The sequence below is a fragment of the Nesterenkonia haasae genome (assembly GCF_010119385.1).
In the GTDB taxonomy this organism is placed as follows: Bacteria; Actinomycetota; Actinomycetes; order Actinomycetales; family Micrococcaceae; genus Nesterenkonia; species Nesterenkonia haasae.
Genome location: NZ_VFIE01000018.1, coordinates 174136 through 199600 on the forward strand (window position 1 = coordinate 174136; position 25465 = coordinate 199600).

Annotated in this window: 18 protein-coding genes; 1 reads left to right on the top strand and 17 read right to left on the bottom strand. The window is 60.9% G+C overall.

The window, feature by feature from the left end; genetic code table 11:
* Window positions 1–19: 19 nt before the first annotated feature.
* Window positions 20–886 (bottom strand): RcpC/CpaB family pilus assembly protein, encoded by an 867-nt coding sequence (locus FH975_RS04180; protein WP_162320208.1) that lies wholly within the window; start codon window positions 884–886, stop codon window positions 20–22.
* A 200-nt stretch (window positions 887–1086) separates the two neighbouring features.
* Between FH975_RS04180 and hchA the strand changes: the two genes are divergently transcribed.
* Window positions 1087–1959 (top strand): glyoxalase III HchA, encoded by an 873-nt coding sequence (gene hchA / locus FH975_RS04185; protein WP_162320209.1) that lies wholly within the window; start codon window positions 1087–1089, stop codon window positions 1957–1959.
* 255 nt (window positions 1960–2214) lie between these two features.
* Here the strand turns inward: hchA and FH975_RS04190 are convergent, their stop codons facing one another.
* The 16 genes from FH975_RS04190 to chvE form a co-directional block, all read right to left on the bottom strand.
* Window positions 2215–6219, bottom strand: a complete 4005-nt coding sequence (locus FH975_RS04190; RefSeq protein ID WP_162320210.1) for a DUF4011 domain-containing protein — start codon at window positions 6217–6219, stop codon at window positions 2215–2217.
* Between the two features lie 44 nt (window positions 6220–6263).
* Window positions 6264–7814 (bottom strand): glutamine-hydrolyzing GMP synthase, encoded by a 1551-nt coding sequence (guaA, locus tag FH975_RS04195; RefSeq protein WP_162320605.1) that lies wholly within the window; start codon window positions 7812–7814, stop codon window positions 6264–6266.
* 115 nt (window positions 7815–7929) lie between these two features.
* Window positions 7930–9465 (bottom strand): arabinosylfuranosidase ArfA, encoded by a 1536-nt coding sequence (gene arfA, locus FH975_RS04200; RefSeq protein WP_162320211.1) that lies wholly within the window; start codon window positions 9463–9465, stop codon window positions 7930–7932.
* A 58-nt stretch (window positions 9466–9523) separates the two neighbouring features.
* The gene (locus FH975_RS04205) at window positions 9524–10426 is read right to left on the bottom strand and encodes a carbohydrate ABC transporter permease (RefSeq protein ID WP_162320212.1); all 903 of its coding nucleotides are present in this window, start codon (window positions 10424–10426) and stop codon (window positions 9524–9526) included.
* On the bottom strand, window positions 10423–11385 hold the full coding sequence (locus FH975_RS04210; protein ID WP_162320213.1) for a carbohydrate ABC transporter permease: 963 nt from the start codon (window positions 11383–11385) through the stop codon (window positions 10423–10425). Before FH975_RS04210 ends, FH975_RS04205 begins: the two co-directional genes overlap by 4 nt.
* Window positions 11386–11388: 3 nt before the next feature.
* Window positions 11389–12708, bottom strand: a complete 1320-nt coding sequence (locus tag FH975_RS04215) for a substrate-binding domain-containing protein (RefSeq protein WP_162320214.1) — start codon at window positions 12706–12708, stop codon at window positions 11389–11391.
* A 121-nt stretch (window positions 12709–12829) separates the two neighbouring features.
* Complete coding sequence (locus FH975_RS04220) at window positions 12830–13885, bottom strand: LacI family DNA-binding transcriptional regulator (RefSeq protein ID WP_162320215.1); 1056 nt, start codon at window positions 13883–13885, stop codon at window positions 12830–12832.
* A 60-nt stretch (window positions 13886–13945) separates the two neighbouring features.
* Entirely contained in the window at window positions 13946–15046 is a 1101-nt protein-coding gene (locus tag FH975_RS04225; RefSeq protein ID WP_202923020.1) for a Gfo/Idh/MocA family protein, read from the bottom strand.
* Entirely contained in the window at window positions 15043–15735 is a 693-nt protein-coding gene (locus FH975_RS04230) for a ThuA domain-containing protein (RefSeq protein ID WP_162320217.1), read from the bottom strand. The genes FH975_RS04225 and FH975_RS04230 overlap by 4 nt, the downstream gene beginning before the upstream one ends.
* 34 nt (window positions 15736–15769) lie before the next feature.
* Window positions 15770–16945 (bottom strand): Gfo/Idh/MocA family protein, encoded by a 1176-nt coding sequence (locus tag FH975_RS04235; protein ID WP_162320218.1) that lies wholly within the window; start codon window positions 16943–16945, stop codon window positions 15770–15772.
* 12 nt (window positions 16946–16957) lie between these two features.
* Window positions 16958–19387 (bottom strand): galactokinase, encoded by a 2430-nt coding sequence (gene galK, locus FH975_RS16485; RefSeq protein ID WP_235928441.1) that lies wholly within the window; start codon window positions 19385–19387, stop codon window positions 16958–16960.
* Window positions 19384–20526 (bottom strand): galactose-1-phosphate uridylyltransferase, encoded by a 1143-nt coding sequence (gene galT, locus FH975_RS04245; protein ID WP_162320219.1) that lies wholly within the window; start codon window positions 20524–20526, stop codon window positions 19384–19386. Before galT ends, galK begins: the two co-directional genes overlap by 4 nt.
* Window positions 20523–21356, bottom strand: coding sequence for a DeoR/GlpR family DNA-binding transcription regulator (locus FH975_RS04250; RefSeq protein WP_328821773.1), 834 nt, complete (start codon window positions 21354–21356; stop codon window positions 20523–20525). The genes galT and FH975_RS04250 overlap by 4 nt, the downstream gene beginning before the upstream one ends.
* A gap of 127 nt (window positions 21357–21483) precedes the next feature.
* Window positions 21484–22665 (bottom strand): multiple monosaccharide ABC transporter permease, encoded by a 1182-nt coding sequence (mmsB, locus tag FH975_RS04255; protein WP_162320220.1) that lies wholly within the window; start codon window positions 22663–22665, stop codon window positions 21484–21486.
* Window positions 22666–22670: 5 nt separating this feature from the next.
* Complete coding sequence (gene mmsA / locus FH975_RS04260) at window positions 22671–24224, bottom strand: multiple monosaccharide ABC transporter ATP-binding protein (RefSeq protein WP_162320221.1); 1554 nt, start codon at window positions 24222–24224, stop codon at window positions 22671–22673.
* Between the two features lie 29 nt (window positions 24225–24253).
* Complete coding sequence (gene chvE / locus FH975_RS04265) at window positions 24254–25402, bottom strand: multiple monosaccharide ABC transporter substrate-binding protein (RefSeq protein WP_162320222.1); 1149 nt, start codon at window positions 25400–25402, stop codon at window positions 24254–24256.
* Window positions 25403–25465 lie beyond the last annotated feature (63 nt).

A 25465-nucleotide genomic window follows, 5' to 3' on the forward strand; every position in this document is an offset into this window, starting at 1 on the left:
CTCCACGCCACTTCTTTACTCACTCAGTTGCACTGACCAGGCTCACGTGTACCCTGCCCGAACTCGTAGCCTCAGCGATCTCCCCCGCCGTAGCAGCGTCTACTGCCACGATGACCACGTTCTTGGACTCACTGGTGGCACCAAGCCAGTTCTCTGACTCGTCCTGCGGGATCCATATCACCGGGACAGCCTCTGCGATCCGGCGAGAGCCTCCCTGTGACTCCGGAGCGTCAGGTGAAACGGTAACATCGACCCGCTGACCCGGTGACAGCAGTCCGATGATTGCTGTATCTGCGGGACGCACCGGCACCGCCACCGTGCCGGGTTCATGTCCGGTGAGCAGACCGGGGCCCACCAGTTGGGTCGGATGGACCACTGACCCAGCGGGCAGGGCCACTGCCGCGGTCTGACCGATTACGTCGCCGAGATCTGCGCTGTAGTGATCAGGTACTGCCACCGCATGGACCTCTTCCTGCTCCAACACCGCGGCATTGAGTACCTCGCCGGCGACCACATCCGTGGTCACTCTTACGGCTGTTGCCATCTCCACGTCCGAACGTTCGCCCGCTAGGAGTGCAGCGGCGGCTGCGGCGAGAGCGAGAGCCAGCGCAACCCCAATCCGAAACCGTCGTATCAAGCGGAAGAGCCCACCCGGTTTCAGGCGCCGCCGGACGCGGCGAGGATTATTGGGTCTGGACAATTCCCTGGGCGGCTGTTGGCCCCGCGTGCGACTCCGATCCGGTGACTTGTCCCCCTTTGGGGGCTCGGGGATGAAGGGGACGGATTGTTGTGGGCGATCGTTGACATCGACCACTGCAGTCGGGCCCGCTCCGGAGGGTTTGCGGGCACGCTTGGGCACAGGGCGGATGATCCTGTCACTGGTCATGACGCCCAGCGTGCGGAATCTTGTAGGCGAGGGGAGCCCACCCCCACTCTTGTGTGGAGTGCGCGGCGTGTTGGGCGGCGTCGCCCAGGCGGTGGGGAAATCGCCGAAATTCGCTGAGACATGCTCCCCTGATCGGCGGAGAGAATTATGATGAGTCCAATTATGAGATCCGCTGACCTCTCAGGAATGGAGGCTGGAAAATGTGGCAGAACATCAGGTCCGTCGTCAGAATTGGTCCGCAGGCCGATGAGCGCGGTGGCTACTCACCTTCGCGCCTGGCGCTGAAGATGGCCACTACTTCTGTGACCGACTACGACAACACGATCTACCAAAGCTCGCCCCGGGGATCGAGAAAAAAGATCCTGATGGTGTGCACCGAGCAGCGTGAAATGACGATGCGCAATGGCAAGAAGTTCTCCACTGGCAATCATCCTGTGGAAATGCTGGTGCCCATGCTCCATTTGGAAAAGGCCGGTTTCCATATTGGCATAGTCACTCCGACAGGACGCCCGGTGGCTATCGAAATGTGGGCCATGCCAGACCAGGACGAGGCAGTACAGGACATCTATAACCGCTACCGTGATGCTTTCGCCAATCCGGATTCCCTCAGTGACTTCGTCTCGACATTGGAGGCGCATCAGGACGTCGCCGCTGTGTTCATTCCCGGCGGTCACGGTGCCATGCTCGGCCTACCCGAGAACGAGGATCTGCAGAGGGTCATCAGGTGGACGATCGAGGAAGACCTCTTTATGCTCAGCATCTGCCACGGCCCTGCAGCGCTGCTCGCGGAGAATCTTGGGCAATCTCCGTCTGCCTTCGCTTATCGGGGGTATTCGATGGCAGTTTTCCCCGACCGAATGGACAGGGTCACGCCGTTCCTGGGGTACATGCCCGGCCCTATGCCGTGGTTCTGCGGGGAGCGTCTGGCTCAGCTGGGCGTCAACGTGGTGAATTCCACGGCCAATGGCACGTGCCACCGTGACCGCCGCCTCATCACTGGTGATAGCCCCAAGGCTGCGAATGCGTTCGGGAAGCTGGCGGCTGAGGTGCTGCTGGCCGAATCCGCTTCCTGAGGCCTGTCACTCTTACCTGTGCCAGGGGGGCCATTCAGCCTTCCCAGTGGGGGGGCCTTTGCGACTTAAGCCAATCTGTTCTCTGCTGGCCCTCATTCTCGGCTCCGGTGCGTTCAGCGCTCAACGGATCGTAGACCTGTGATTCCACAGCCTCCGACTGGCCTGAGGTGGCCGGTGCCGTGACACGGCGGTTCCTCCGCCCGTGGGGCGGCCTCTTCTGTTCCTCTCCTTCGGGTGGAGACATCTCAGGATTGCTCATGACTGGCGTCTGCGCTCCTGGGGGGAGAGCCAGAGCTTGTTGCGGCGGTGAGAGTCCTCGTCCTGCGCATCAGCGGCTCCACCGAAGTGCACCGGCCCTGTGGTGTGTGACAGCACTCCACGGCCATGCTGAGCGAACTCAGGACCGGAGCCAAGCCCTACCTTCTGGGCTACCATTTCGGTCGTGGCACCGGGATCGCTGAATACTTCAATGGTCCACAGGACCATGTAGTGCCATCCGAGGGTGTCAAAGCGTTCGGGGCGCAGTCGGGAGCGCTCGCGCACTGTGAGCGCCGCATACTGCTGTGTCCCGTCGGACACCATGGCCACGGGCGTCACAGGGCTCTCGGCCGCGATCCGGCGCGGGCAGGCCGCAAGATCCAAGGTGCCCCGAAAACCGTCCTCAACCCGGCCGCCGCGTGCCCTGATGCGGTCCACCAGATCGAGGACAAGGGGGTCGTCGAGTTCTGCAGATCCCGATGGATTGGAGCTGTCCCCCGTTCCGAGCTTCAGGAGGTCGTAGACAAGCGCCGCACCCTGGGTGAGCCTGCTGCGGTCCAGGTCCGCAGAAGCGATCGAACTTACCACGGTCAACCGCCCCCGAGCTCGAGTGACGGCCTGTGCAAAGTACTCTTTGCCCCGAGGTCCGGACAGTTCACCCAATTCATGGGCAGGCTCTCCCTTGAAGCTCCGGCCGAATCCAATGGAGAAGATCACATCGTCTCGTACGATGCCATGAGCGCGTTCCACAGGGGCGACGACGAACTTCTCTCCGGTTCCTGCACCTGCCGCTCCGGCACCGGAACCACCTGGGACGCCGGCTGCGCCGTGTTCGAAGAACGGGGAAGCCCAGGGATGGTTTGCCAGGTGGAGGCGAATCGCGTCCGCTACCCGCTTGGCGTGCCATTCGGAGCCCGTAATGACGGCCAATGACCGGTTCCGGTGAGCGCGGACATGTTCGAACACCAAATCCACCACGCGATTGACCTCAGCGGTGGGCGACTCAACTGGTTCCCGACCCCCGCTGCCCTGAACCTCCTCCACGCTGAAGCGTCTTCCCTGGCCTGTGAGTTGGGAGGCGTCAGGCAGGCGCACGAGCATGTCGCCGTAGAGCTCCGCTGAGAGCAGTTGGGTCAGCTCCTGGTCGACGCCACGATGAACGTGGCGCAGCGAATGCTCAGGGAGAATGCGTGCCAACTCTGCGTAACTGGACTCCGGCACCTGGGCCTCAGCTTCGCGAGCAATCGGATCTGCCGAGACAATCATCGGCTTGGGGGCCCCACTGGCGGGATCACCGAATGCCACCACCTGGTGAGCTCGTGAGATAGCGCCCAGAGCGGCTGGCACGGCAAGTGCTGCGGCGTCGAGTAGGACAACGACGTCGAAACTAGGCTCTTCGCCGGCCACGGGGAAGTGTGCCGCGAGGCCCAGCGGGGACGTTGCCCAGATCGGCACCAGAGGCTGGGTCAGCTCGGCCGCTACTGACTCCAGGTCCGCCACGGTGGGTTGGGCTTCCCGCAGCAGGCCTCGCAGATGAGCAGCTGCCTCTGGGTGGGATTCCACCGCAGATTTCCACCGCACTGCCAGGGTGTGGTTGAGACGTTGAGCACCGGTCGCGATATGGGCTGCATCAGCTGCGCGAAACTCAGCTTCGATCGTCCGGAGGTTCTCCCCGGAGGTCATAGCGAGGTATTCGTCCCCGGAGATCATCGCCTCAAGGGCAGACTGCCACCAGGCGAGCTCCAGTTCATCTGCTACGTGGCTCGCGGGGATCTCGCGCTCGGCCAGATCGGTGAGCAGTTCCCCGAATCCCTGTTCACGTAGCTGTTCTGCCAGCAGGGTTCGTTCGGGCAGAGTCTGCAGGGAATGCTCGTCCTGCGCGAGGGCTTCTGCCGTAGAGAAGAGTGTGTCCACCGGGACGTCAAACAGAGTGGAGCCTTCGTCGTCCATAGGCAGCAGCACCGCCGCCAACTTCTCCAGCCGGGTCTGAACCTGCCCGACTCGATCAACGAGCGAGTCCAGGTTCTTGGGCACCTGGGGCAAGGAGGCGTCTCCGCGGTCGTTGGTGTTCGCCCACTTCGCCCAATCCTCGCGTTCGGATTGGACATCGACCAGAGAACCGTGAAGGTCATTGATCGAGACACCGGAGCGGATGTACTCCTTAGCGACCCGACGCAGCCGGGAACGTGCCATTGAGCTCATCTCGACGTTGTTCTGCCGACGCCACCACCCGGGAGCCGTTGCGGCGATCAGGTCGTCGACGTCGCGAGCATAGATGTCACTGCTGAAACGCCCCAGCGACTCTTGGACCCGCTGGAAGAGCAGCACCTGGAAGTGCCACTGCGCGAAACTCTCACCCGGTGTGACGTTGGCTGACCGGCAGGCTGCCTCGATCTTCTCCCACAGGTCAGGCAACTCGGCGTGCAGCTGATTCACGAGGACCTGAGCGTCCCTGGTTTCTTGCCGATTGGACAGTTTCGCCCCGAACCATGGGCTGTGGCGCGTCTCAGAAGAAAACTCACCCAGTTCAGCGATGCGCTTGAGTTTGACTGCGATGCCGGACCGGTCGACGGTGTTATCCAAAACTGAGCGCTTCAGTCGCACAGCAGTGCTGGGAGCAGGGTTGAGGCTGATGAGTGCGGCAAGAGCCTGCATTGCTTGGTACGGCGAACAGTTCCAGCGCTCACGCACCTTATGCAAACTGGCCACGTGGTCGCGCAGCTCGTGCCGGCGCTGAGCTAGTTTGCGGTGCAGTTCTCCCAATCGGGGTGGCTCGGCACGTTCAGCGCGCTTGATGGACCGAACAATCTGAGCTTTGAGGTCCTCGGGTGACGACGACGCCGTCACGTTGACGGCCAGTGTTCCCGCCTTGGCCGCGGAGAGCCGCTCAGAAAACTCGGTGAGAGTATCGGAACGTTCCGCGACTACCAGGACGCGTTTTCCTGACCAGGCGAGTCCGGCCACTGCGTTCACAGCCGTCTGTGTCTGTCCTGTCCCAGGTGGCGTCGATATAACGGTCGACACCCCGGAGAGCACAGCGTCGAGCGCGCGCTGCTGGTCCTGGTCCGCATCACAAATCAGTCGCTCATCCGCTGGGGAACGTTCATCCAGCGGTTCTAGCTCCACAACCCGGGCCAGCGCATCATCCTGGTTGAGACTCTTACCCTCCGCGAGATGCTGCAGCAGGGGGTGATCCAAATTCAGCGCAGAAGGATTGCCCAGGTCCGCGAGGTCGGCGAAGGTCGAGACGTAGAGCTGCTTCCACACCTGGAGGCTCTTCAACGGAGAGTCAGCGTCAGCCTCGGAGGCGCTGGCAGCGATCTTCGTCAGTAGATCTGCGGTCCGGGAGGGATCAAACCGCGCGGTGACGTAACCGGCTTGATGGAAAGCATGGGGGTCAAGGGCGACGTCGTGTACCTGCTCCAGGTGACGCCGCAGCGCAGGGTTGAGCCCAGCGGAAGCTGTGAACTGAAGTTCGTAGTCAGTCGATCCGGTATGCGTCTCAGCCCGGCTGCGCAGCGTAATGGGGACTAGCATCACCGGTGCGGTGAAGGACTCAGTCCCAGCGGAGGTGGACTCAGTCCATGAGGCGATCCCTGCGGCTAAGAATCCAACGTCGATTCCGCGTTCTTCGGAGAGCTCCCGGATTTTGCTGCGAATATTTGAGGCCGCCTTCAGCCCCGGTTCCAGCACGCTGGCGTCGTTGAGCAGAGTGGACAGGCGTGTGCGACGCCCGCCGAACAGCTGCATCAGGCCGGACGAGTTCGCTTCGGTGAGGTCTATTGCGTTGTGCTGGCTCGGGGTAAACCGCAGCATCGTGTCGTTCTCAGTGCCAGTGCCCTGGGCTTCGATCCAGGAGAGAATCGGAGCGGTGTGATGGGTCGTGGGTTCCTCAGCAGGCTCAGGGGAAGACACAGCTGGAGGCAATACCACTTCCTCGTCGTACTCAAAATCCTCGTGGACAGGAGACTCCGCAGAAGAGGCTGACGTATTCTCTGGCACCGGTTCCCTCCGCAACACTTACAGGTCTGGAACGCAGGCTATCGTTACTCCCACTCGATCGTCCCTGGCGGTTTCGAGGTCACGTCGAGGGTTACCCGATTGACCTCCTCCACTTCGTTGGTGATGCGGTTGGAGATGGTCGCCAGTAGGTCATAGGGCAGCCGCGACCAGTCAGCCGTCATGGCATCTTCCGAACTGACCGGGCGGAGCACCACGGGGTGTCCGTAGGTACGCCCATCGCCTTGGACGCCGACGCTGCGCACATCAGCTAGCAGGACCACCGGCATCTGCCACACCTCGGAGTCCAGCCCGGAGCGGGTGAGCTCTTCACGGGCGATGGAATCAGCGGTGCGGAGGATATCGAGGTTGCGTTCGGTCACCTCACCGATGATTCGGATGCCGAGACCGGGTCCGGGGAAGGGCTGACGCTGAACGATGTCAGCCGGGAGTCCGAGTTCAGCACCGACGGCTCGCACCTCATCCTTAAAAAGCGCGCGCAGCGGCTCCACCAGTTTGAACTCCAAGTCCTCGGGCAGCCCACCGACATTGTGATGAGACTTGATGTTGGCGGCCCCTTCGCCGCCGCCGGATTCGACGACGTCGGGATAGAGGGTGCCCTGGACCAGGAACTCAACTGTTGCGCCCTCGGCCTGTGCTTCCTCCAGGATGTTCCGTTCAGCTTCTTCGAAGGCGCGAATGAACTCGCGCCCAATGACCTTGCGCTTCTCCTCGGGGTCGGTCACTCCTTTGAGTGCGGAGAGGAAGCGCTTCTTCTCATCCGCCACATGAAGTTTGGCGCCCGTAGCTGCTACAAAGTCCCGTTCGACCTGTTCAGCTTCCCCCTCGCGCGTCAGCCCATGGTCAACGAACACGCAGGTCAGTTGGTCGCCGATGGCCCTCTGCACCAGGGCTGCGGCCACAGCAGAGTCCACGCCCCCGGAGAGCCCACAGATGGCTTGAGCCTCGCCAACCTGTTCCCGGATCGCAGTGACCTGCTCCTCGACTATGCTTCCGGTGGTCCACTCGGGTAGAAGCCCAGCTCCCCCATAGAGGAAATTCTCGATGACGCGTTGTCCCTGTGGCGAGTGCTTAACCTCCGGGTGCCACTGCACGCCGAAGAGCTTGCGCTCTTCATCAGCAAAGCAGGCTACAGGTGCCGCTTCCGACACCGCGAGGACTTCGAATCCGTCCGGCGCGGCAGTGACCGCATCCCCGTGACTCATCCAGGTGGTCTGCACGCGGTCGGTACCGTCCAATAACCCGTGCGGGGCAGTGGTGGCCCGGACTTCGGTCTTACCGTACTCGCGCTGACCGGTGCGTGTGACTTCTCCGCCCAGCGCGTGAGCCATCGCTTGGAAGCCGTAGCATATGCCCAGCACGGGGATACCGGCTTCGAACAACTCCCGTTCCACCGCAGGTGCGCCTTCAGCGTAGACGCTGGAGGGGCCTCCTGAGAGGATCACCGCGGCGGGGTGGCGGGCCAGAAGATCGGCTGCGGAGAGGGTGTGCGGAACGACCTCGGAGTAGACCCTGGCCTCCCGAACCCTACGGGCAATGAGTTGGGCGTACTGGGCGCCATAATCAACGACCAACACGGTCTGGGCCGTATGATCCGGGCGTTCGGCTGCAGGAGTCTCAGATGTCACCAGACCATCGTAGTCGCTGAGTCTGCCTGCACCGCGTCGCCGCCCCAGAGATGTCACTCGAGAGCTAGATCTGCGTGGTCTCCAGCTGCACTACTGCCCACGACAAGGCGGGCAGTCGAAGATTGACGACTCCGTCCTCTATGCCAACTGAGTCCAGTGGCACCAGCGTCACCGCCTCTGGATTTTCCAAGGTGTTCGCCACATGCCGATCTCCTCCTTCGGGAATCGTGAGCAACTCAGCGCGTAAGACTGAGGTCGGTGCAAGACCCCGTAGGTCGAGGGTAATCTCTGTGGCCTCTTTGAGCCCGCGATTCGCGACGAAGAGAGCCAGTTTTCCGCCCTCATCGTCCCAAGTGGCAGTCGCATCAACAGCGTCCACGTCGCCGAATTTCGCTGTCGGCACTTTCGGGGAGTCGACAACGAGCTGCATAATGTTGCCCTGCGCCAGCTCAGACATCCGGGCGAAGGGCCAGAAAGATGCTTGGCGCCAAGCCGGTCCCCCCTCTTCCGAAAGGATGGGAGCAATCACGTTGACCAGCTGAGCTTGATTGGCAATTTTGACTCGATCCCCATGGCGCAGGAGCGAATGCAGCAGCGTTCCAACCACCACCGCGTCGGTTACGGAGTAGGAGTCTTCGATCAGCCGAGGGTGAGTCTTCCACTCTTTAGCCACTTGGTGAGGCTGGTCGTCTGAGTTCAGACCGCGTTGGTACCACACATTCCACTCGTCGAAGGAGATATCAACCTGCTTGGTGTGCTTACCGGCTGCTTTGACCGCATCGATGGTTGCTACCACTCCCTCGATGAAGGAGTCCATGTCGACTGCCTCAGCCAGGAAGCTAGCGGCGTCCCCGTCGTGCTCCTGGTAGTAAGCGTGCATAGAAACGAAGTCGACCTCTTCATACGTGTGGCTGAGCACTGTGTGCTCCCAACTGCCGAAGGTGGGCATCGATTTGCTCGAGGAGCCGACGGCCACCAACTCGATCTCCGGATCGACAAGCTTCATAGCTTTGGCTGACTCCTGCGCCAAGCGACCATACTCATCAGCCGTCTTATGCCCTATTTGCCAAGGCCCGTCGAGCTCGTTGCCCAGACACCATAATTTGATACCGAACGGTTCCTCTGCGCCATGGGACCGACGGAGATCGGACCAGTAGGTGCCCGAGGGGTGGTTGGCGTATTCCACGAGGGCCCGAGCTGCCTCCACCCCTCTGGTTCCGAGGTTGATGGCTTCCATCACTTCAACATCTGCTGCTTTGGCCCACTCCATGAACTCATGAAGCCCGAAGGCGTTGGTTTCAATGGTGTGCCAGGCGCCGTCAATGCGCCGCGGACGATCCTCTATAGGGCCGACACCGTCTTCCCAGCGGTACCCGGAAACAAAGTTGCCTCCGGGGTAGCGGACTACGGTTGGGCCCATCTCTTTCACGAGTTTCAGCACATCCTGCCGAAACCCTCGTTCGTCAGCTTCTGGGTGACCCGGCTCGTAGATACCCGTGTAGACGCACCGGCCCATGTGCTCCACGAATGACCCGAAGAGCCGGCGTGGGACCTTACCGACCTGAAAGTCACGGTCCAAGATAATGCGTGCTGCTGACAATGTTGCTCCTAATGCTGGTGAAAGGTCTCACGTGTTGACGCTGCGCTGGGGTAGTTCTCTACTGGCCTCCGAATCCTGTGGTTGCCACCCCCTTCACGATTTGGCGCTGGAAGAGTAGGAACACCACAATCAGGGGCAAAGCTGCCAGTATTGCCTGGGCCATAGTCTGAGCGTACTGAATTCCGTAGGCACTCATCACAGTTTGCAGACCCACTGGCAGCGTCATCAGAAACGTGTCATTGATGATGAGAAACGGCCAGAGAAAGTTGTTCCAGGCTTGGATGAACACAAAGATAGAGACCGCACCCAGGATGGGCCGGGACAGTGGGAGCACCACCGACCAAAAGACTCGCAGTCTGCTGGCGCCATCCACTCGCGCGGCATCCTCCAATTCGATGGGAACAGCATCGAAGAATTTCTTGAGTATGAAAACGATAGGCGCCATTACCACCTGGGGCAGTATCAGACCCCAATAGGTGTCAACCATGTTGAACGTCAACATCTGGTAGTACAGGGGGATGATCAATGCCTGCGGCGGAACGATGATCGAGGCAATAACGGCAATGAAAATGATCTTCTGTCCCGAGAACTCAAGCCGCGAAAATGCATATGCAGCCAGCGCTGAAATTGCGACTGTAATGATAGTGATGACTGCGGAAGTCCAGAGGCTGTTCAGTCCCCAAATGTAGACATTTCCCTCGGCGAGGACAGTCTCAAAGGCTTGGGTCGTCACCCCACTTTCACCGATGAGGCTGAGCCCACCGGAAGCAGCATCCGTTTCCGTCTTGAAGGCTGTCGCCACAGCCCAGAGGATGGGGAGCAGCCACAGCAGCGCCATCACAGCCAAGGCAATGAACGCCACGACTCTGGCAGCGCTGTAAGGACTCTGCCCCGGCTTGCGAGACGGCGTTACTGAAACGGTGACATCGGTTTGCGGCATGGTTGCCACTGCGGAACTCATCGGTTTTCCCTCCGGCGGGACAGGATCACCATCTGGAAAATTCCAACGATGACGATCAGTGCGAAGAAAATGTAGGAGATGGCAGACGCATAGCCGAATCGGTAACCGGTGAAGCCGGCCTCAAAGATGTATTGCACAATCGGCCGTGATGTGTCGGACGAGCCGCCGTCCATCATCTGGTAGGCCTGATCGAAAAGCTTCAGCGACGCCAGCATCTGCAGGATCACCACCACCACCGTCACCGGACCAAGCTGCGGCAGCGTAATCGAGAACAGCTGGCGCCACCGCCCCGCGCCGTCCACTGCGGCTGCCTCGTACTGCAGATCAGGAATGTTCTGCAGAGCGGCGAGGTAGAGCAGGAAGTTGAATCCGACGGTCCACCACACGGTGGCGATGGTGATGGAGATGATGTCGATGTGTTCGGTCTGCAACCAGGCGATCGGCTCAATTCCGAACCTTTGCAGAATCTCATTTGCCGCTCCGAGCTCTGGGTTGAAGATCCACATCCAGATTTGGGAGATAACAGTTGAGGCCAGGAGGAAGGGCATAAAGAACGCCAGCCGCCATAGCCACTGGCCTGGCAGGCCAGTGTTGACCAAAAGCGCCATCACTAATGCGAAGACAATCAGCGGTACCGTCGATATCACAGTGAACCACACCGTGTTGCGTATAGAGGACCAGACCACAGGGTCAGATAGTGCCTCTGAGTAGTTCTGCAGTCCGATGAATCGCCCGCCAGCTCCAGTCAATGACTGGTCGGTCATCGACAGGTATACCCCGTGTGTCAGCGGCCAGATGACGAATAGGACAAACGCGGCCATGAACGGGGCCAAGAAAGCCCACGCGATGAGCTGGTTCCGCCGTCTGGCTGCGCTGGCGGTGGAACCGGTACTGGACGCTTCGGGCACGACGTCATCCCGAGGAGCGATGGCACTGCGTTCGGCGGCGACATCGGTCATGGTTCACCCCTCCTCCGGGTTTGCAGGATTGGCTCTGGCGAGAATCGCATCCACGTGCTCCTGAAACGCGTCGGCGGCGGCCTCGTAACCGCTTCCGGAGACGATGGTCCCGCCGACAATCTGACCGAAGTCTTGAATGAAGTTGGAGCCGGACCCGGTGAACCATGCTGTGGGGTCATAGACCAGGTGGTCGGCTGCCTCGGCGTAGTGGGCCTGCGGCAGCAGCTCTGCGTACTCCGGGTCCTCAAGGACCGGCCGGTAGGCGGGGATGTGGCCGGCACCGGCCCAAGCGAGGGAGTTCTTCAGGAGTTCCGCGACGAACGTGTAGGCGTGACCTCGGGCTTCCTCATCGGGTTCGGACTGGTGGGGCAGGACGAATGAGTGGGAGTCGGCGTAAACGGCTTCCTGACCGAAGACTGGGGGAATCATGGTGGCATCCACGGGGACACCGGCCTCTTGCATGGTGGGAAGTTCCCAGACACCGGTGAAGTGGATACCGGTCTGCTGCCCAGCGAACTCTGCAATGGCGTAGTCGATGGTCCCTTGCCGCGCGGCGACTTCCCCATCGGCAATCTGGTGCATGAACTCCAACGACGATACAAAGGCTTCTCGGTCGAATTCAGCGGTGCCGCCTTGGGGGAATCGCATTTCGACCCCGTGCTGGCAGTAGAGCGTGTAGAAGAGGCGCCACATCTGGTTACCATCGCCGAGGAACCCGTAGGAGAGAGCCCGCCCACCCGTCACGGCTGCGATCTGACGGCACATCTCGAGAAAGTCATCGGGATTGTCCGGTCGCTGCAGGTGCCCTTCGTCGTCCAAAGCGCCGGCTGCTTCGCAGATGTCACGGTTGTACAGGGCAATGAAGGGATGTGCATCCAGGGCAACACTGTAGAGCTGGTTGTCCACCACGCTCGATTCCCAGACGGGTTCGGTGAAGGTCTCTGAGCTGACGCCGCGTTCTGCCAGCATGTCGAGGTCCCACGGATCGAGAAGTCCTCCGGGGACATAACCGGGAACCCTTGCCGCGTGCATCATGGCGAGTTCCGGTGCGCGGCCTCCTGCCCCGGCCATCGAGAGCTTGGTGTAGTAAGGGGTGCCCCACGCCAACACTGTGGGGCGAATGAAGAAGTCGCTGTGCTCAGCGTTGATCCCGTCGATCAGGCCTTCCATGGTGATGCCGTCACCGCCGCTGAGTAGGTGCCAGAACTGCACCGTTGTGGCACTGGCGGGCCCGGTGGGGGCACATCCGGTGAAGGCCAGTGCCCCCGCAACGGCCAAACTGCCGCCGAGGAACTGTCTTCTGTTGACCAGAGGGGAACTCATGGAACACCTGCCTTGTGCTGCGCGGACTAAAAAGAGGCGAGTCACGTCATTACATCGATGTAATACTCCCAGTAATACTACACAGAATGTGCGCTGAGTCACACCCTTTTTGGGGAAGTTTTTACAGCGAAGCGGGTGGCGTATGCCCTCTGGGAGGCCCCTCGGTGCTCCTCCGGGCGACCAGGCTGTGCGAGATCTCCACCGCGCGGGTCGGTGAGCCGCGGTCAGCTACGCGGGATGCAAGAAGGTCCAGAGCGGCAGTGACATAGTCCTGATGATCGAAACTTATCGTCGTCAGCGGAGGCCATGTATAGGCAGCATGCTCGACATTGTCGAATCCCATCACCAACACGTCCTCCGGCACCCGGAGTCCGTACTCGTGCAAGACGTGGAGCGCTCCCATGGCGATCGAGTCGGTGAAGGCGAAGACGGCGTCGAACGCCACCTCGCGGGCAAGCATCTCTCGCATAGCCTCGGCCCCACCCGCAATACTCCAGCGGACCTCCACTTGCAGCTCGGGCGCAGCGTCCAGCTGGGCGCTGCCTAGCGCATCGAGCACCCCCTGAAGGCGCTGACCCAACGCGGCCTGTTTGGCGGACATGTCGGTTGCCGTCCCGCCTAGGATCACAATGCGCCGAGCCCCCTGGTCCATCAGATGCTGCGCTGCGGTCCTGCCCGCCTGCCGGCTGTCGATGAAGACCCGATCTGTGCTGTGCTGCTCGACTTCTCCGATCAGAACCACAGGTGGTAAGTGCCGGACGTGATCCACCACGCTGTCCTGAAGGCGCACGGGATTGAGAATCAGCCCATCGATCTGATGGGTCCGCGCCCGGTAGACCAGGTCGTATTCACGCGTCGGCTCAAAGGCGGTTTCCTCAATCTGGACGACTAAGCCGCGTGCATGAGCGGCCTCGACAACTGAATGCGCAATGCTGGCCGAGAAGGCTGTAGTGAGGTCGGGAAGCGCGAAGCCAATGACCCCCGTCCGACCGTTTCGCAGGCCCCGCGCGCTGAGGTTTGGTACGAAGTCCAGTTCAACCATTGCAGCTTCGACGCGCGTTCTGGTGTTCTCACTGACAGTCACCGCCCCTGTCACGACATTGGAGACCGTCTTCGGTGACACACCAGCACGTTCGGCAACATCGCGCATGGTCGGGCGTGAACTGGGGTATGGCATTGCTCTACTCTACGAGAGCACAGGGCACTGTCAGTCAGCTGACCGCAGAGCAGGCGCTAGTCATCGCTCGTCGAGCGGGACCGGTGAGGGACGATCGGGGCGAGTTGCGATCTCCACGCCATTACTACCACGGGCCGCCGAGAGGACTGCCTCCATGACCTCAAGAACATGCAGTGCCAGTTCTCCCTGGGAACGTCCCGCCGCGAGGTTGCCGTCGAACGCACCGGACCAGAACAGGTCAGCCAGACCGTAGCCGCGGGCTGCTTGTTTGTATCCGGCCGATACCGGCACGTGTTGCCAACCGCCCTCTCCCTGGTGAAGCAGCACCTCACCCGAGAAATTGTTCGGATCCGGAACGGTCACTGATCCGCGCTCACCGTGAATCTCCAGGGGCCTTGCATGGGTAGCGACTCCGTCGAAGCTCATCACCACAGAAGAGATTGCCCCGGATTGGTGCACGAGAATCCCCGCCACATGGCTTGGCGTACTTACCGGCAGTTGCTCACCGGCCCTCGGGCCCGATCCGATAGTGCGTTCGGCTCGGAGGGCGCTGGCGGCACCGACGACGCGAACAACAGGCCCCAGGAGCGTGACCAGAGAGGTGATGTAGTAGGGCCCCATGTCCAGCAGCGGCCCGCCCCCGGGCTGATAGTAGAAGTCCGGATTGGGATGCCAGTGCTCGTGGCCGGGGATAATCATGGTTGCCGTTGCGCTCATAGGCATGCCGATTCGACCGGAGTCGATCACCTCACGCGCGGTCTGGACGCCGGTGCCCAATACTGTGTCTGGCGCACCGCCGATCACGACCCCGGCTGAGCGGGCGGCATCGACCATGGACCGCCCTTCGGCCACTGTGGCAGCGAGGGGTTTTTCGGTGTATACCCCTTTTCCCGCTGCAATTGCAGACAGGGCAACGTCAGCGTGCGCACGCGGAATGGTGAGGTTCAGTACCACATCCACGGTTTCGCTGGAGATCAGCGTAGGAACATCCATGGCTTGTGCGCCGTAGGCTCCTGCCACCTCATGGGCTCGTGTGAGATCTAGGTCCGCCACAGCTGTCAGGCGAAGGTCATCAAGCCGGCTCAGTGTGGATAGGTACTGGCCGCTGATGTTGCCGGCACCTACCAGGCCCACCCTCAGCTGAGGGGCACCCGGGCTCATCGACTCGCCCACAGCATGCCGCGCTCAATTATGGTCCGCACGCTCGGTTGCTCCAGAACATCCACCTGGTGTCCCGGGGTGGAGACGAAAATCCTCCCCTGGCCCCAGCGGCGAGTCCAGACCGCCGGGTTCACGTGCTCACCTGACCAGGGGTCGAACTCCCGTTTCGGAAGGGTCGTGGTGGCCAGCACGTCGATCAGTTGGTCATGCAGGACCCAGTACTGTTCGGTGACGAGTTCAAAGCTCTCGATACCACGGGTGATCGGGTGATCAGCTGCCTCTGGGCGAATATCCACGCGGTAGGGAATGTAGTAGTCCGACTGTTCCCCAGTGCGCTCGTCCGGATGTTTGGCCGGATGGTGCGCGAACTGGCCTCCAATGAGCTGCAGATAGTCATCCGAGGCCCGGTAGGAGTCGGCAATGCCTCCGTGCCATCCGGCAAGACCTGTTCCTGCCTCCACCGCAGCCCGGAGGCCCAACACCTCATCTTTTTCGATGGTGGACATGGTCATGCATTGCACAATCAGATCCGTGGCTCCCATCACCTCTGAGTCGGCGTACACGGCCGGAGAATCATGGATCTCGCAGTCATACCCATGCTCACGCAGGAACGGCAGAAAGAGGTCTGTGGCTTCCACCGGTTGGTGACCCTCCCAGCCTCCGCGGACGATGATAGCTTTCTTGCTCACGCGTTTCTCCTTGCGATAAACGGTATCGATGTTGTCAGCGGGCTACTGGGGTGTAGCGACTGGAGTCCTCGGCACTGGTCTCCACGGCATGGAGCACTCGTTGGACCTCCAGCGCATCAGCGAAGTTGGGCCGCGTCTGCGGCCCTCCACCTAGTGCGTCAATCACATCGGCGACCTGGTGAATGAACAAATCGCCGTAGCCCAGACCGTGGCCCACCGGCCACCAGTTGCCCGTGTAGGGGTGAACAGAATCGGTGACATGGATTCTGCGGAATCCTTGGGCCTGCTGGTCGTCGCGTCCGTCGAAATACTCAAGCTCGTTCATCCGCTCGAAATCGAAGGCGACCGAGCCCAGACTGCCGTTGATCTCCAACCGGTTCGCATTGCGGCGGCCCAAGGCGAAGCGAGTGGCTTCAAAGACCCCCACCGCGCCACCGTCAAAGCGCGCGGTGAAGGCTGCGGCGTCGTCGACGGTGACCGGCCCTTTTTCTGAGGTGGCATCTCCCGCCCCGCCCAGTCCTTCGGCGACTCCTGCGACAGGACGCGAGGTGACGAACGTGTGGAGGAGCGCGGAGACTCCCTCGATGCGCTGTCCGGAGACCCACTGGGCGGCGTCAATCGAGTGCGCTCCGATGTCACCCAGCGAACCGGAACCAGCTTTGTCCTTGTCCAACCGCCAGGTCAGGGGCGCATTGGCGTCGGAAAGCCAATCTTGGAGGTACTGGGCGCGCACATGCCGGATCTCGCCCAAACGTCCTTCCTCAACAAATCGTCGGGCCAGTGCGAGCCCGGGGGTGCGTCGGTAGCTGAAACCACAGAAACTGGTGATGCCTTTGGCATCGGCCGCAGCCGCCGCAGCGGTCATCTCCTCTGCTTCCTCGACGGAATTCGCCAGCGGCTTCTCGCAGAGTACGTGTTTACCCGCAGCCAATGCGGCGACTGCTATTTCGCGGTGCGAGTCTCCGGGGGTGCAGATGTCGACCACATCAATGTCATCTCGGGTCACCGCGGTGCGCCAGTCCGTTGTGCTCTCTGCAACATTCAGCTGCTGCGCGGCTGCTGCCGCGCGGCCTGAGTCGCGTCCGACTAACAAGGTCACCTCTGGAGTGCGGGGCAGGTCGAAGAATCGACTCGCCGTGCGCCAGGCATGGATATGCGCTTTCCCCATAAAGGCGTGTCCGATGACGGCGACTCGTACTGATGTCGACACTGAAGCTCCCGACTACAACGATGGAATGTGACTTGTATCAACCTTATACCCGTCCGGGCGGTTGCGGGTGAACAGTCGGTCAAGAAAGTCGTTGCGAAAGCGGCCCTCAGGGTCAAGCTCGGCCGCCAGGCGGCAGAATTCAGGGAACCGGGGGTAGAGCTGACCCAGTGACGGCGCAGCAGAGAGCTTCCCCCAGTGCGGCCGGGCACCCAGGGGCATAAGCTGCTCCTCGATCAGCGGAAGGAGAGCAGCCACTTCATGCGGGTGTTGGCGCCATGTGAAGTGAATGCCGACCGTCTGACGGCCATAGGCCGGACTCATCCACTGATCGTCTGGTGCCATCGTGCGGACTTCGCTGAGTAGCAGGTGCGGCTCCAGATGGGGTCCCAGATCGCGCATTCGACGCAGAGCCTCGACCGCGTTCTCACGTGGCAGTAGATACTCACTCTGTAGCTCGTTCCCGTTGCTGGGAGTGAAGTGGAGCTTGAAGTGGGGTAGGCGAGCATCCCAACTGCCCCAGACTCCAGACTGCGCCGTGGTGGCTTCCACCGCCCCCTCGACCAATCCGACATCGTGGGTCAGTGCACGTGTGCCACACAGCTCTTCCGGCGGGTTCTGCGTTGACTTCAGCCAGGCGTGGCCAAAAGTCTCCCCCACCCACCGCGTGAAGAGGCTTACGCTGTAGGCCGCCCCGGTGAGCGCATCAAAGTTCTCCAAGACAGCCTGCCACGGCAGACCGTCGTACACATCCTGCCGGAGCTCAAAGCTGGGCACAATGTCTAAGCTCAGGCGCGTGACCACGCCAAGTGCGCCTAAGCTGACGACGACGCCGCCGAAGTTCTGATCGCCGCGACGCCAGATGCGAGTACTTCCGTCGGCCACCATCATCTCTACGCTACGGACAGCCGCCGACAGGGCAGGCACATCGTCCCCAGAACCGTGAGTGCCTGTCGCCACGGAGCCGACAACCGTGATATGCGGCAACGATGCCATGCTCTGCAACGCCCAGCCACGCTCCTGCAGCAGCTGTGCCAACTCGCCGTATCGGATACCGGCATCCACGGTGACCGTGCCCGCCTGCTCGTCGATCTCGAAGACCCGGGGCAGATCTTCCAGGCTTATGAGGTCACCCACAGTGTGGGCAATAGTACTGAAGCTGTGGCGACTGCCGATGGCTTTAACACGGTCACTAGAAGAGATCAGGCTTCGCAGTTCGCCGTAGCTGCTCGGAGCAGCGATGCGGCGAGCTGAGTACTCGACGTTTCCAGCCCAATTTCGAGCGGAGCTGACACGTCGGGCCCCACTTGAGGGGATCGCGACGAAGTGCTCGGGAGCAGTGAATCCGGCCTCCGCGTAGGCCTCCACCACCTCTTGTTGCAGCGACCCGGCAGTGTCTGTCTCGACAAGGGCGATGACACAACCGCCGAATCCACCCCCGGTGATGCGCGCCCCATAGGCACCCGCAGAGACAAGGGTACGCTGGGCGAGATCCACCTCAGGCACTGTGACCTCATAGTCGTCACGAAGCGAGGCGTGGGATGCGTTCATAAGTGCGCCGGCAGCTTCAAGCCTGCCAGCCTGCAGAGCCTCCACCATGTCAAGCACTCGTTGATTCTCGGTGACCACATGACGGACGCGGCGCCGCAGCACATCGTCACTGAGCTGGCGCATAGCAGACTCCAGGTCTTCCTGAGCGAGGTTGTTGAGCTCCCGAAGCGACGGAATACCCAGTTCGACGCAGGCCTGTTTGCACTGGGACCTGCGCGCGGCGTATTCGCCGTCTACCAGCTTGTGCGGAGCCTTGGTGTCGATCACGAGAATCTCTGCGTGATCCGCCGCGAACGGAACGTGTTTCACCTGTCTGCTGCGGGTGTCGAAGAGGACGGCATGCCCTTCGCGGGCCACCATTGAGACCATTTGGTCCATCAGGCCGCAGGGCATGCCCACGTAGTCGTTCTCGGCACGCTGGGCGATCACAGCCAGATCCAACGGTTCTATGTGGTGGCCTGAGAGCTCTGCGGCTGCGCATGCAACAGCACATTCCAACGCGGCTGAGGAGGAAAGACCTGCGCCCAGAGGCACTGTGGTGGAGACAGCAATGTCCATTCCCCCCGAGGCGTAACCAGCCTGGCTGAGCGCCCAGAATACGCCTGCTACATAGCTGGACCAACCCTGGTGGGTTCCTGGCACCAGGGCGGTCAGTTCAAATTCCTCTGACTCGGCAGTATTGACGGAGCGCACACGAAGTGTGGTGTCTGATCGGCGACTCGCCGCGGCGAGAGTATGTTGTGGAAGCGCGAAGGGCAGCACAAGCCCGTCGTTGTAGTCGGTGTGTTCACCAATGAGGTTCACCCGCCCAGGAGCTGCCCACAGCCCGTCGGGTTCTCGTCCGAAGTGCTCCACGAACTCGGCCCTGAGACCCGCAGCCATGTTCAGTGTCATTCGTGGCCTTTCTCCTTGATGGCGTGCCGGAGCCGCTGCGCCATCTCTTCAGGTGGAATGTCGTTGATAAACACTCCCATTCCTGACTCCGAACCTGCCAGGTACTTCAGTTTGTTGTCCGCCCGTCGGATAGAGAAAAGCTGCAGATGCAGCCGAAAGTCCGTCTCCGGCGCAGAGAGGGGGGCCTGATGCCAGCCGGAGATATAAGGAAGCGGGGTGGCGAACAGTGCATCCCCCGCACCGAGGACTTTGAGGTAGAGGCGAGCAAAGTCGCGGCGCTCCTCAGCGTTCAGGTCCGGCAGAGTGCGCACCGCTCGGTGCGGATAGATGTGAATCTCGACCGGCCAACGCGCCCAGGAGGGGATGAAGGCCGTCCAGTGATCTGTGCGGAGTACCACGCGTCCTGAGCCTGGATGTTCTCCTGCATGCTGTTCAGCTTGCAGCGTCTCTGCAAACAGGTCCAGACCCGTAGCGCTCCTAAACCGCCGAGCCTGGCTGAGCATGGTGCGCGTACGGGGTGTGGCGAAGGGATAACCGTAGATCTGACCGTGTGGGTGGTGAAGTGTTACTCCGATTTCTTCGCCACGATTTTCGAAGCAGTAAACCTGGTCCACTTGGCCGGTGGCGAGCAACGCCTGCGTTCGGTCAGCCCAGGCTTCGACCACCGTCTCGATACGGCGGGCAGAGAGTTGAGCCAGCGATGTGGTGTGGTCAGGGGTGAAGCACACGACCTCGCATCGTCCAGCCCCCGCATGGCGAATTTCAACGAGATCGCCCTCCTGCTCTACGCAAGACGCCAGAGCGTCACCGGCCATGTGCGGTGACAGGGCCTCACCCCCGGAGAATGAGGGGAACCGGTTCTCGAAGACGGCGACGTCGTAGTCTTCCTGAGGGATTTCTGTCGCCCGGGATTTCGTGGACGGGCAGAGTGGGCACTGATCTGCGCTGGGCAGATGAGTGCGATGCTGCCGCGCTGCGGCCACAGCGACCCATTCGTCGAGAAAAGGATCGTACCGAAGCTCCGATGCGCCGACAGCTCGAGTGATGTCACGGCGGTCACGCACCTGACGGTCCCGGGGCGCGTCGTCGTAGAAGAAGATCTCCCGACCGTCGGCCAGGTGGGCTGCTGTTCTGTTCATGGGGTCTCCCGGTGAGTCTGGCCTGATTCGGGCTGTCCACCCGATCGCGCGAGGTCGAGCTCTGGGACGATGTCCTCTAGCTGCTGCTGTGCGTCAACGGGGAGTTGGTGATCGCAAATGAGCGTGTCCACGCCCCGGAGGTGCGCAAACGTCATGACTCCCACGATTCCCCATTTGGAGCTGTCGGCGACAATGATGCGCTGCTGCGCTGCTGACATCAACGCACGGTTCGTCTCAGCCTCCCAGTAGTTCGGTGTGGTGAACCCGGCCTGGACACTGATCCCGTGCGCTCCGATGAACGCCACATCGGCATGCACTGTCTGGAGAGCGGCTGTGGCTGTGGGCCCCACCAGCGCATCCGACGGTGTTCTGATCCCGCCCGTCAGAATCACCGTGCGGTCCGGTCGCGGCTGCGCGTGGAAGATGTCAGATATCGGCGGGGAGTTGGTAATGACCGTGAGGTCTGCGACGTCCCTGAGCTGCTGAGTCAGATGCCACGTCGTGGTGCCCGCGGAGAGCACAACGGACATACCTGCTTCCACTCGGCGGGCCGCGGACTCAGCGATCGCCCGCTTCTCAGCCTCCATTTGACCAGACTTAGCACGGAAGCCTGGCTCCGCAGTGCTCCTGGTGATGGGAGAGACGGCACCACCGTGAACTTTGGTGAGTGCGCCTTCGGCGGCGAGCGAGTCGAGGTCGCGGCGGATCGTCATGTCTGACACAGCCATCGAATCCACCAGGTCGGCCACCCGCACGGCGCCGTGAGTGCGGAGTAGACCCATGATGTGGGACTGACGCTCCGCTGCAAGCATGCGGTCTGAGGTGTTCACCACATCATCCCATCATAAAATTTCAACATTTTCCACCAATCACCATCATGAACCAACATCACGACGCCGAAAGATGAATAATGGGGGCCGCCCCTGTGTGTGAAGTCCTCGATGGCCCGACTGATCCCTAGCGATCAGCGGCGGCTCGCTTCTTGTTCCAGACATCGAACGCCACCGCCAGGACCAGCACCACGCCGCGTACGACGTTCTGAGTTGACTGGTCAATTCCCATAATCTGCATACCGTTGGACATCACGGCCATGATGAGTCCTCCGATAATCGCGCCCTGGACTTTGCCCACGCCTCCAGTCACAGCCGCACCGCCGATGAAAGCTGCCGCAATGGCATCGAGCTCAAACATGTTGCCGGCACCCGGCTGGGCGCTGTTGGAGCGTGCCGAATACACAATTCCAGCCACCGCGGAGAGCAGGCCCATGTTCACGAAGAGCAGGAAGTTCACCCGGACAGTCTTGACTCCGGAGAGCTTCGCCGCCTGCAGGTTCCCGCCCATGGCGTAGATGTGGCGGCCGAAGATCGTCCTCTGTGTGACGAACCCGTAAATCAGCACCAGAGCCGCCAGGAGGATGAGAACGATCGGAAGCCCGCGGGCATTGGCTAAACGCCAGCCGAACGCCATGACGACCGCGGCGACAACGAGGATCTTCACTGCAAACAACCACAGGGCTTCCACAGGCTGTTTGTACTTCAGCTTGCGAAGCCGGGCTCGCCACTGCTGAACAGCGAACCCGAGCACGCCCAGCGCGAAGATCAGCAGAGTAAAGACGTCATAACCCGGCCCTCCTAAGAGCCCGTTGAGGAAACCTCCCGCAATCATCTGATACTCATTGGGGAAAGGCGACAGCGATACGTTGTCGAGAACCTGCATCGTCAACCCGCGGAAGATGAGCATCCCGGCCAGGGTGACGATGAAGGCCGGTATGCCTACCACCGCCACCCAGAAGCCTTGCCACACTCCTACCAGGGCTCCAGTGAGCAGAGCTGCGACGACGCCAACCCACCAGGGCATTCCCTCACGAATGACCACTACAGCCGACACCGCACCGGTCACCGCCACCACGGAGCCGACTGAGAGGTCGATGTGCCCCGCCACAATGATCATCACCATCCCGATCGCCAAGATGAGAATGTAGGAGTACTGAAGCACCAGGTTTGTCAGGTTCCCAGGGCTCAGCAGCGAACCACCGGTCATCACTGTAAAGAGCACCACAATCAGCACGAAGGCGATGTATATGCCGCTCTGACGCAGGTTTCGCGTCATCAACTCCAGAAGGTTGGAGGTCCCACTCATATCCTTTACTCCTTCTCCATGGTCATGAGCTCCATGAGGTGCTCCTGAGTTGCTTCTCCAACATCGACAGATCCCGTCACGCGGCCCGCCGAGAGTGTGTACACCCTGTCGCAGACACCCAGGACCTCAGGAAGCTCCGAAGAGATGACGATGACGGCCTTGCCGGAAGCGGCTAGTTCGTTGATGATCGAATAGATTTCATACTTGGCCCCCACATCAATGCCCCGGGTGGGCTCATCCAGAATGAGCACTTCAGGTTCTGTGAAAAGCCACTTGCTCAGCACAACTTTCTGCTGGTTACCTCCCGAAAGCTGCCCCACCACTGACATGACGGTGGGCGCCTTGATATTCATCGATGTGCGGTACCCCTCAGACACAGCAACCTCCTCGTGGGTGTTGACCCACCCTCTCGGCGCGACCTTGCGCAGCGCAGCTGAGGTGATGTTGCGTCGAATGTCTTCAATCAGGTTCAACCCGTACCGTTTGCGGTCCTCACTGACGTATGCCACCCCGTGTGAAATCGCCTCAGAGACTGAAGAGAAACTCACCGGTTTTCCGTGCATGTAAACCGTGCCGCTGATGTCACGACCATAGGAACGCCCGAAGACGCTCATAGCGAGTTCTGTGCGCCCAGCTCCCATGAGACCCGCGATGCCCACGACTTCCCCGGCACGCACATTAAGTGACGCTCCGTCGACGACTTTCCGTCCAGGCTGTGTGGGATGCCAGACATTCCAGTCCTCAATCCTGATGACCTCCTCGCCGATGCGCGCATCGCGCACCGGATACATATTGTCCATATCCCGACCGACCATCCCCTTGATGATGCGCCGGGTCAGCTCGCTGCGTTCTCCAGCACCTGTCTCACCCGCACTACGCATCGGAATGGTCTCGATTGTGGACCCGTCCCGGATCACCGTCGTCGCGTCAGCCACTGCTGCAATCTCTCCCAATTTGTGCGAGATAATGATGCAGGTGACACCCTCATCCCGAAGCCCGCGAATCAAACCCAAGAGGTGTTCAGAGTCGTCGTCATTGAGCGCAGCGGTCGGCTCATCGAGAATGAGCAGCTTGACGTTCTTCGACAGGGCTTTCGCAATCTCAACCAACTGCTGCTTTCCCACACCGAGTGCCCCCACAGGTGTGACCGGGTTCTCGTACAATCCGACTTTCTGCAGGAGTTCAGCGGCCCTGGCGTTGGTGTCGTACCAGTTGATCACCCCGAAGGTGGACTGTTCATTACCCAGGAAGATGTTCTCCGCAATGGAAAGGTGCGGCACCAGCGCAAGCTCCTGGTGAATAATGACGATTCCCTTGGCCTCTGAATCGTTGATGGAGCCGAAACGCACAAGCTCACCGTTGAAGTGGATCTCCCCCTCATAAGTTCCCGACGGGTAGACCCCGGAGAGAACCTTCATGAGGGTGGATTTCCCGGCGCCGTTCTCTCCGCAGATCGCATGAATCTCGCCATGTGACACAGACAGAGAGACATCGCTGAGCGCGACGACGCCGGGAAATCGCTTGGTGATCGATCGCATCTCCAGGATGTGATCACTCATAGCTCACCTTTGAGGTTCAGTCAGTCAGCTCAGAGCTGGCCTGACTCAACCTGTTCCTCGGTGTAGTAACCGGAATCAACGAGGATCTCCTCATAGTTGTTCTCCAGAATCATCTGCACATCGAGGAGGTACGAAGGGACGACGATCTCACCGTTGTCGTAGTCTTCGGTGTTGTTCGGTTCCGGCTCCTCGCCGTCCAAGAACGCCTGAGCTGCGATGACAGCCTGCTCAGCAAGATCACGTGTGTCCTTGAAGATCGTAGAGTGCTGGACGCCTTCAGAGATGAGCGAAATAGTCGCGATCTCTGCGTCCTGTCCCGTGACCACCGGGAGGCCGTCTTCGATTGTTTCGCCCCAGCCGTCGTTGCGCAACGCGTTAATGATCCCGCGCGACAAGGGGTCCGCCGGAGCGAGCACGCCGTCAAGTTCCTCCCCACCTGAGTAGTGGGTGGTGAGCAGGTTCTCCATTCGCTGCTGGGCGGTCTCCTGCTCCCATCGCTGGGTGGCGGCCTGTTCGATGTCCATCTGCCCGGACGGAACCTCGAGGGTGCCGTCATCGAAGTAGGGCTCCAATGTGTCCATCGCTCCATCCCAGAAGAAGTGAGCGTTGTTGTCGTCCAGCGATCCGGCGAACAGCTCCACGTTGAGCGGACCTTCAGGAGCGTCGTTGGCCTCTTCGAAGTTCTCGTCGAGGACGCCGAGTCCATACAACAGCGACTGAGCCTGGTTGACTCCTACTTCGTAATTGTCGAAAGTGACGTAGAAGTCGACATGTTCGCTGTCACGGATGAGTCGGTCATAGGCGATCACGGGAATGCCTGCATCTGCCGCTGCGTCCAGCTGGCCGGACAAGGCTGAACCGTCGATGGACGCGATAATCAGCGCGTCCACCTCCTGAGTAATCATCTGATCGATCTGCTGGGACTGGGTCGGGATGTCATCATCCGCGTACTGCAGCTCGACGTTGTAGCCGGCCTCTTCGAGCTGAGCCTCGATGTTGTTGCCATCCGAGACCCAGCGTTCGTAGGTCTGCGTAGGCATCGCCACACCGACCGTGAGGTCCTCAGGCTCAGCATCAGGATCAGCTCCGCCGCTGCCTGCGCCTTCACCTTCACAGGCAGTCAGCGCAAGCGTCAGTGCCGCGGTGACTCCCAGCCATTTAATTGTCGTGTTCCGCATATTCTCTCCTTAGGGTTGGACCTGCCTTCGTTGGCAGGGTTAGTGCGACGTGTTTATTGGGAA

Excerpts from the sequence above, each read along its gene's own strand:
- FH975_RS04180 (WP_162320208.1), bottom strand. The coding sequence starts at position 886 with ATGACCAGTGACAGGATCATCCGCCCTGTGCCCAAGCGTGCCCGCAAA.
- galT (WP_162320219.1), bottom strand. The coding sequence starts at position 20,526 with ATGAACAGAACAGCAGCCCACCTGGCCGACGGTCGGGAGATCTTCTTC.
- mmsB (WP_162320220.1), bottom strand. The coding sequence starts at position 22,665 with ATGAGTGGGACCTCCAACCTTCTGGAGTTGATGACGCGAAACCTGCGT.
- hchA (WP_162320209.1), top strand. The coding sequence starts at position 1,087 with ATGTGGCAGAACATCAGGTCCGTCGTCAGAATTGGTCCGCAGGCCGAT.
- FH975_RS04215 (WP_162320214.1), bottom strand. The coding sequence starts at position 12,708 with ATGAGTTCCCCTCTGGTCAACAGAAGACAGTTCCTCGGCGGCAGTTTG.
- chvE (WP_162320222.1), bottom strand. The coding sequence starts at position 25,402 with ATGCGGAACACGACAATTAAATGGCTGGGAGTCACCGCGGCACTGACG.
- FH975_RS04210 (WP_162320213.1), bottom strand. The coding sequence starts at position 11,385 with ATGACCGATGTCGCCGCCGAACGCAGTGCCATCGCTCCTCGGGATGAC.
- galK (WP_235928441.1), bottom strand. The coding sequence starts at position 19,387 with ATGACACTGAACATGGCTGCGGGTCTCAGGGCCGAGTTCGTGGAGCAC.
- FH975_RS04205 (WP_162320212.1), bottom strand. The coding sequence starts at position 10,426 with ATGAGTTCCGCAGTGGCAACCATGCCGCAAACCGATGTCACCGTTTCA.
- FH975_RS04225 (WP_202923020.1), bottom strand. The coding sequence starts at position 15,046 with ATGAGCCCGGGTGCCCCTCAGCTGAGGGTGGGCCTGGTAGGTGCCGGC.
- FH975_RS04220 (WP_162320215.1), bottom strand. The coding sequence starts at position 13,885 with ATGCCATACCCCAGTTCACGCCCGACCATGCGCGATGTTGCCGAACGT.
- mmsA (WP_162320221.1), bottom strand. The coding sequence starts at position 24,224 with ATGAGTGATCACATCCTGGAGATGCGATCGATCACCAAGCGATTTCCC.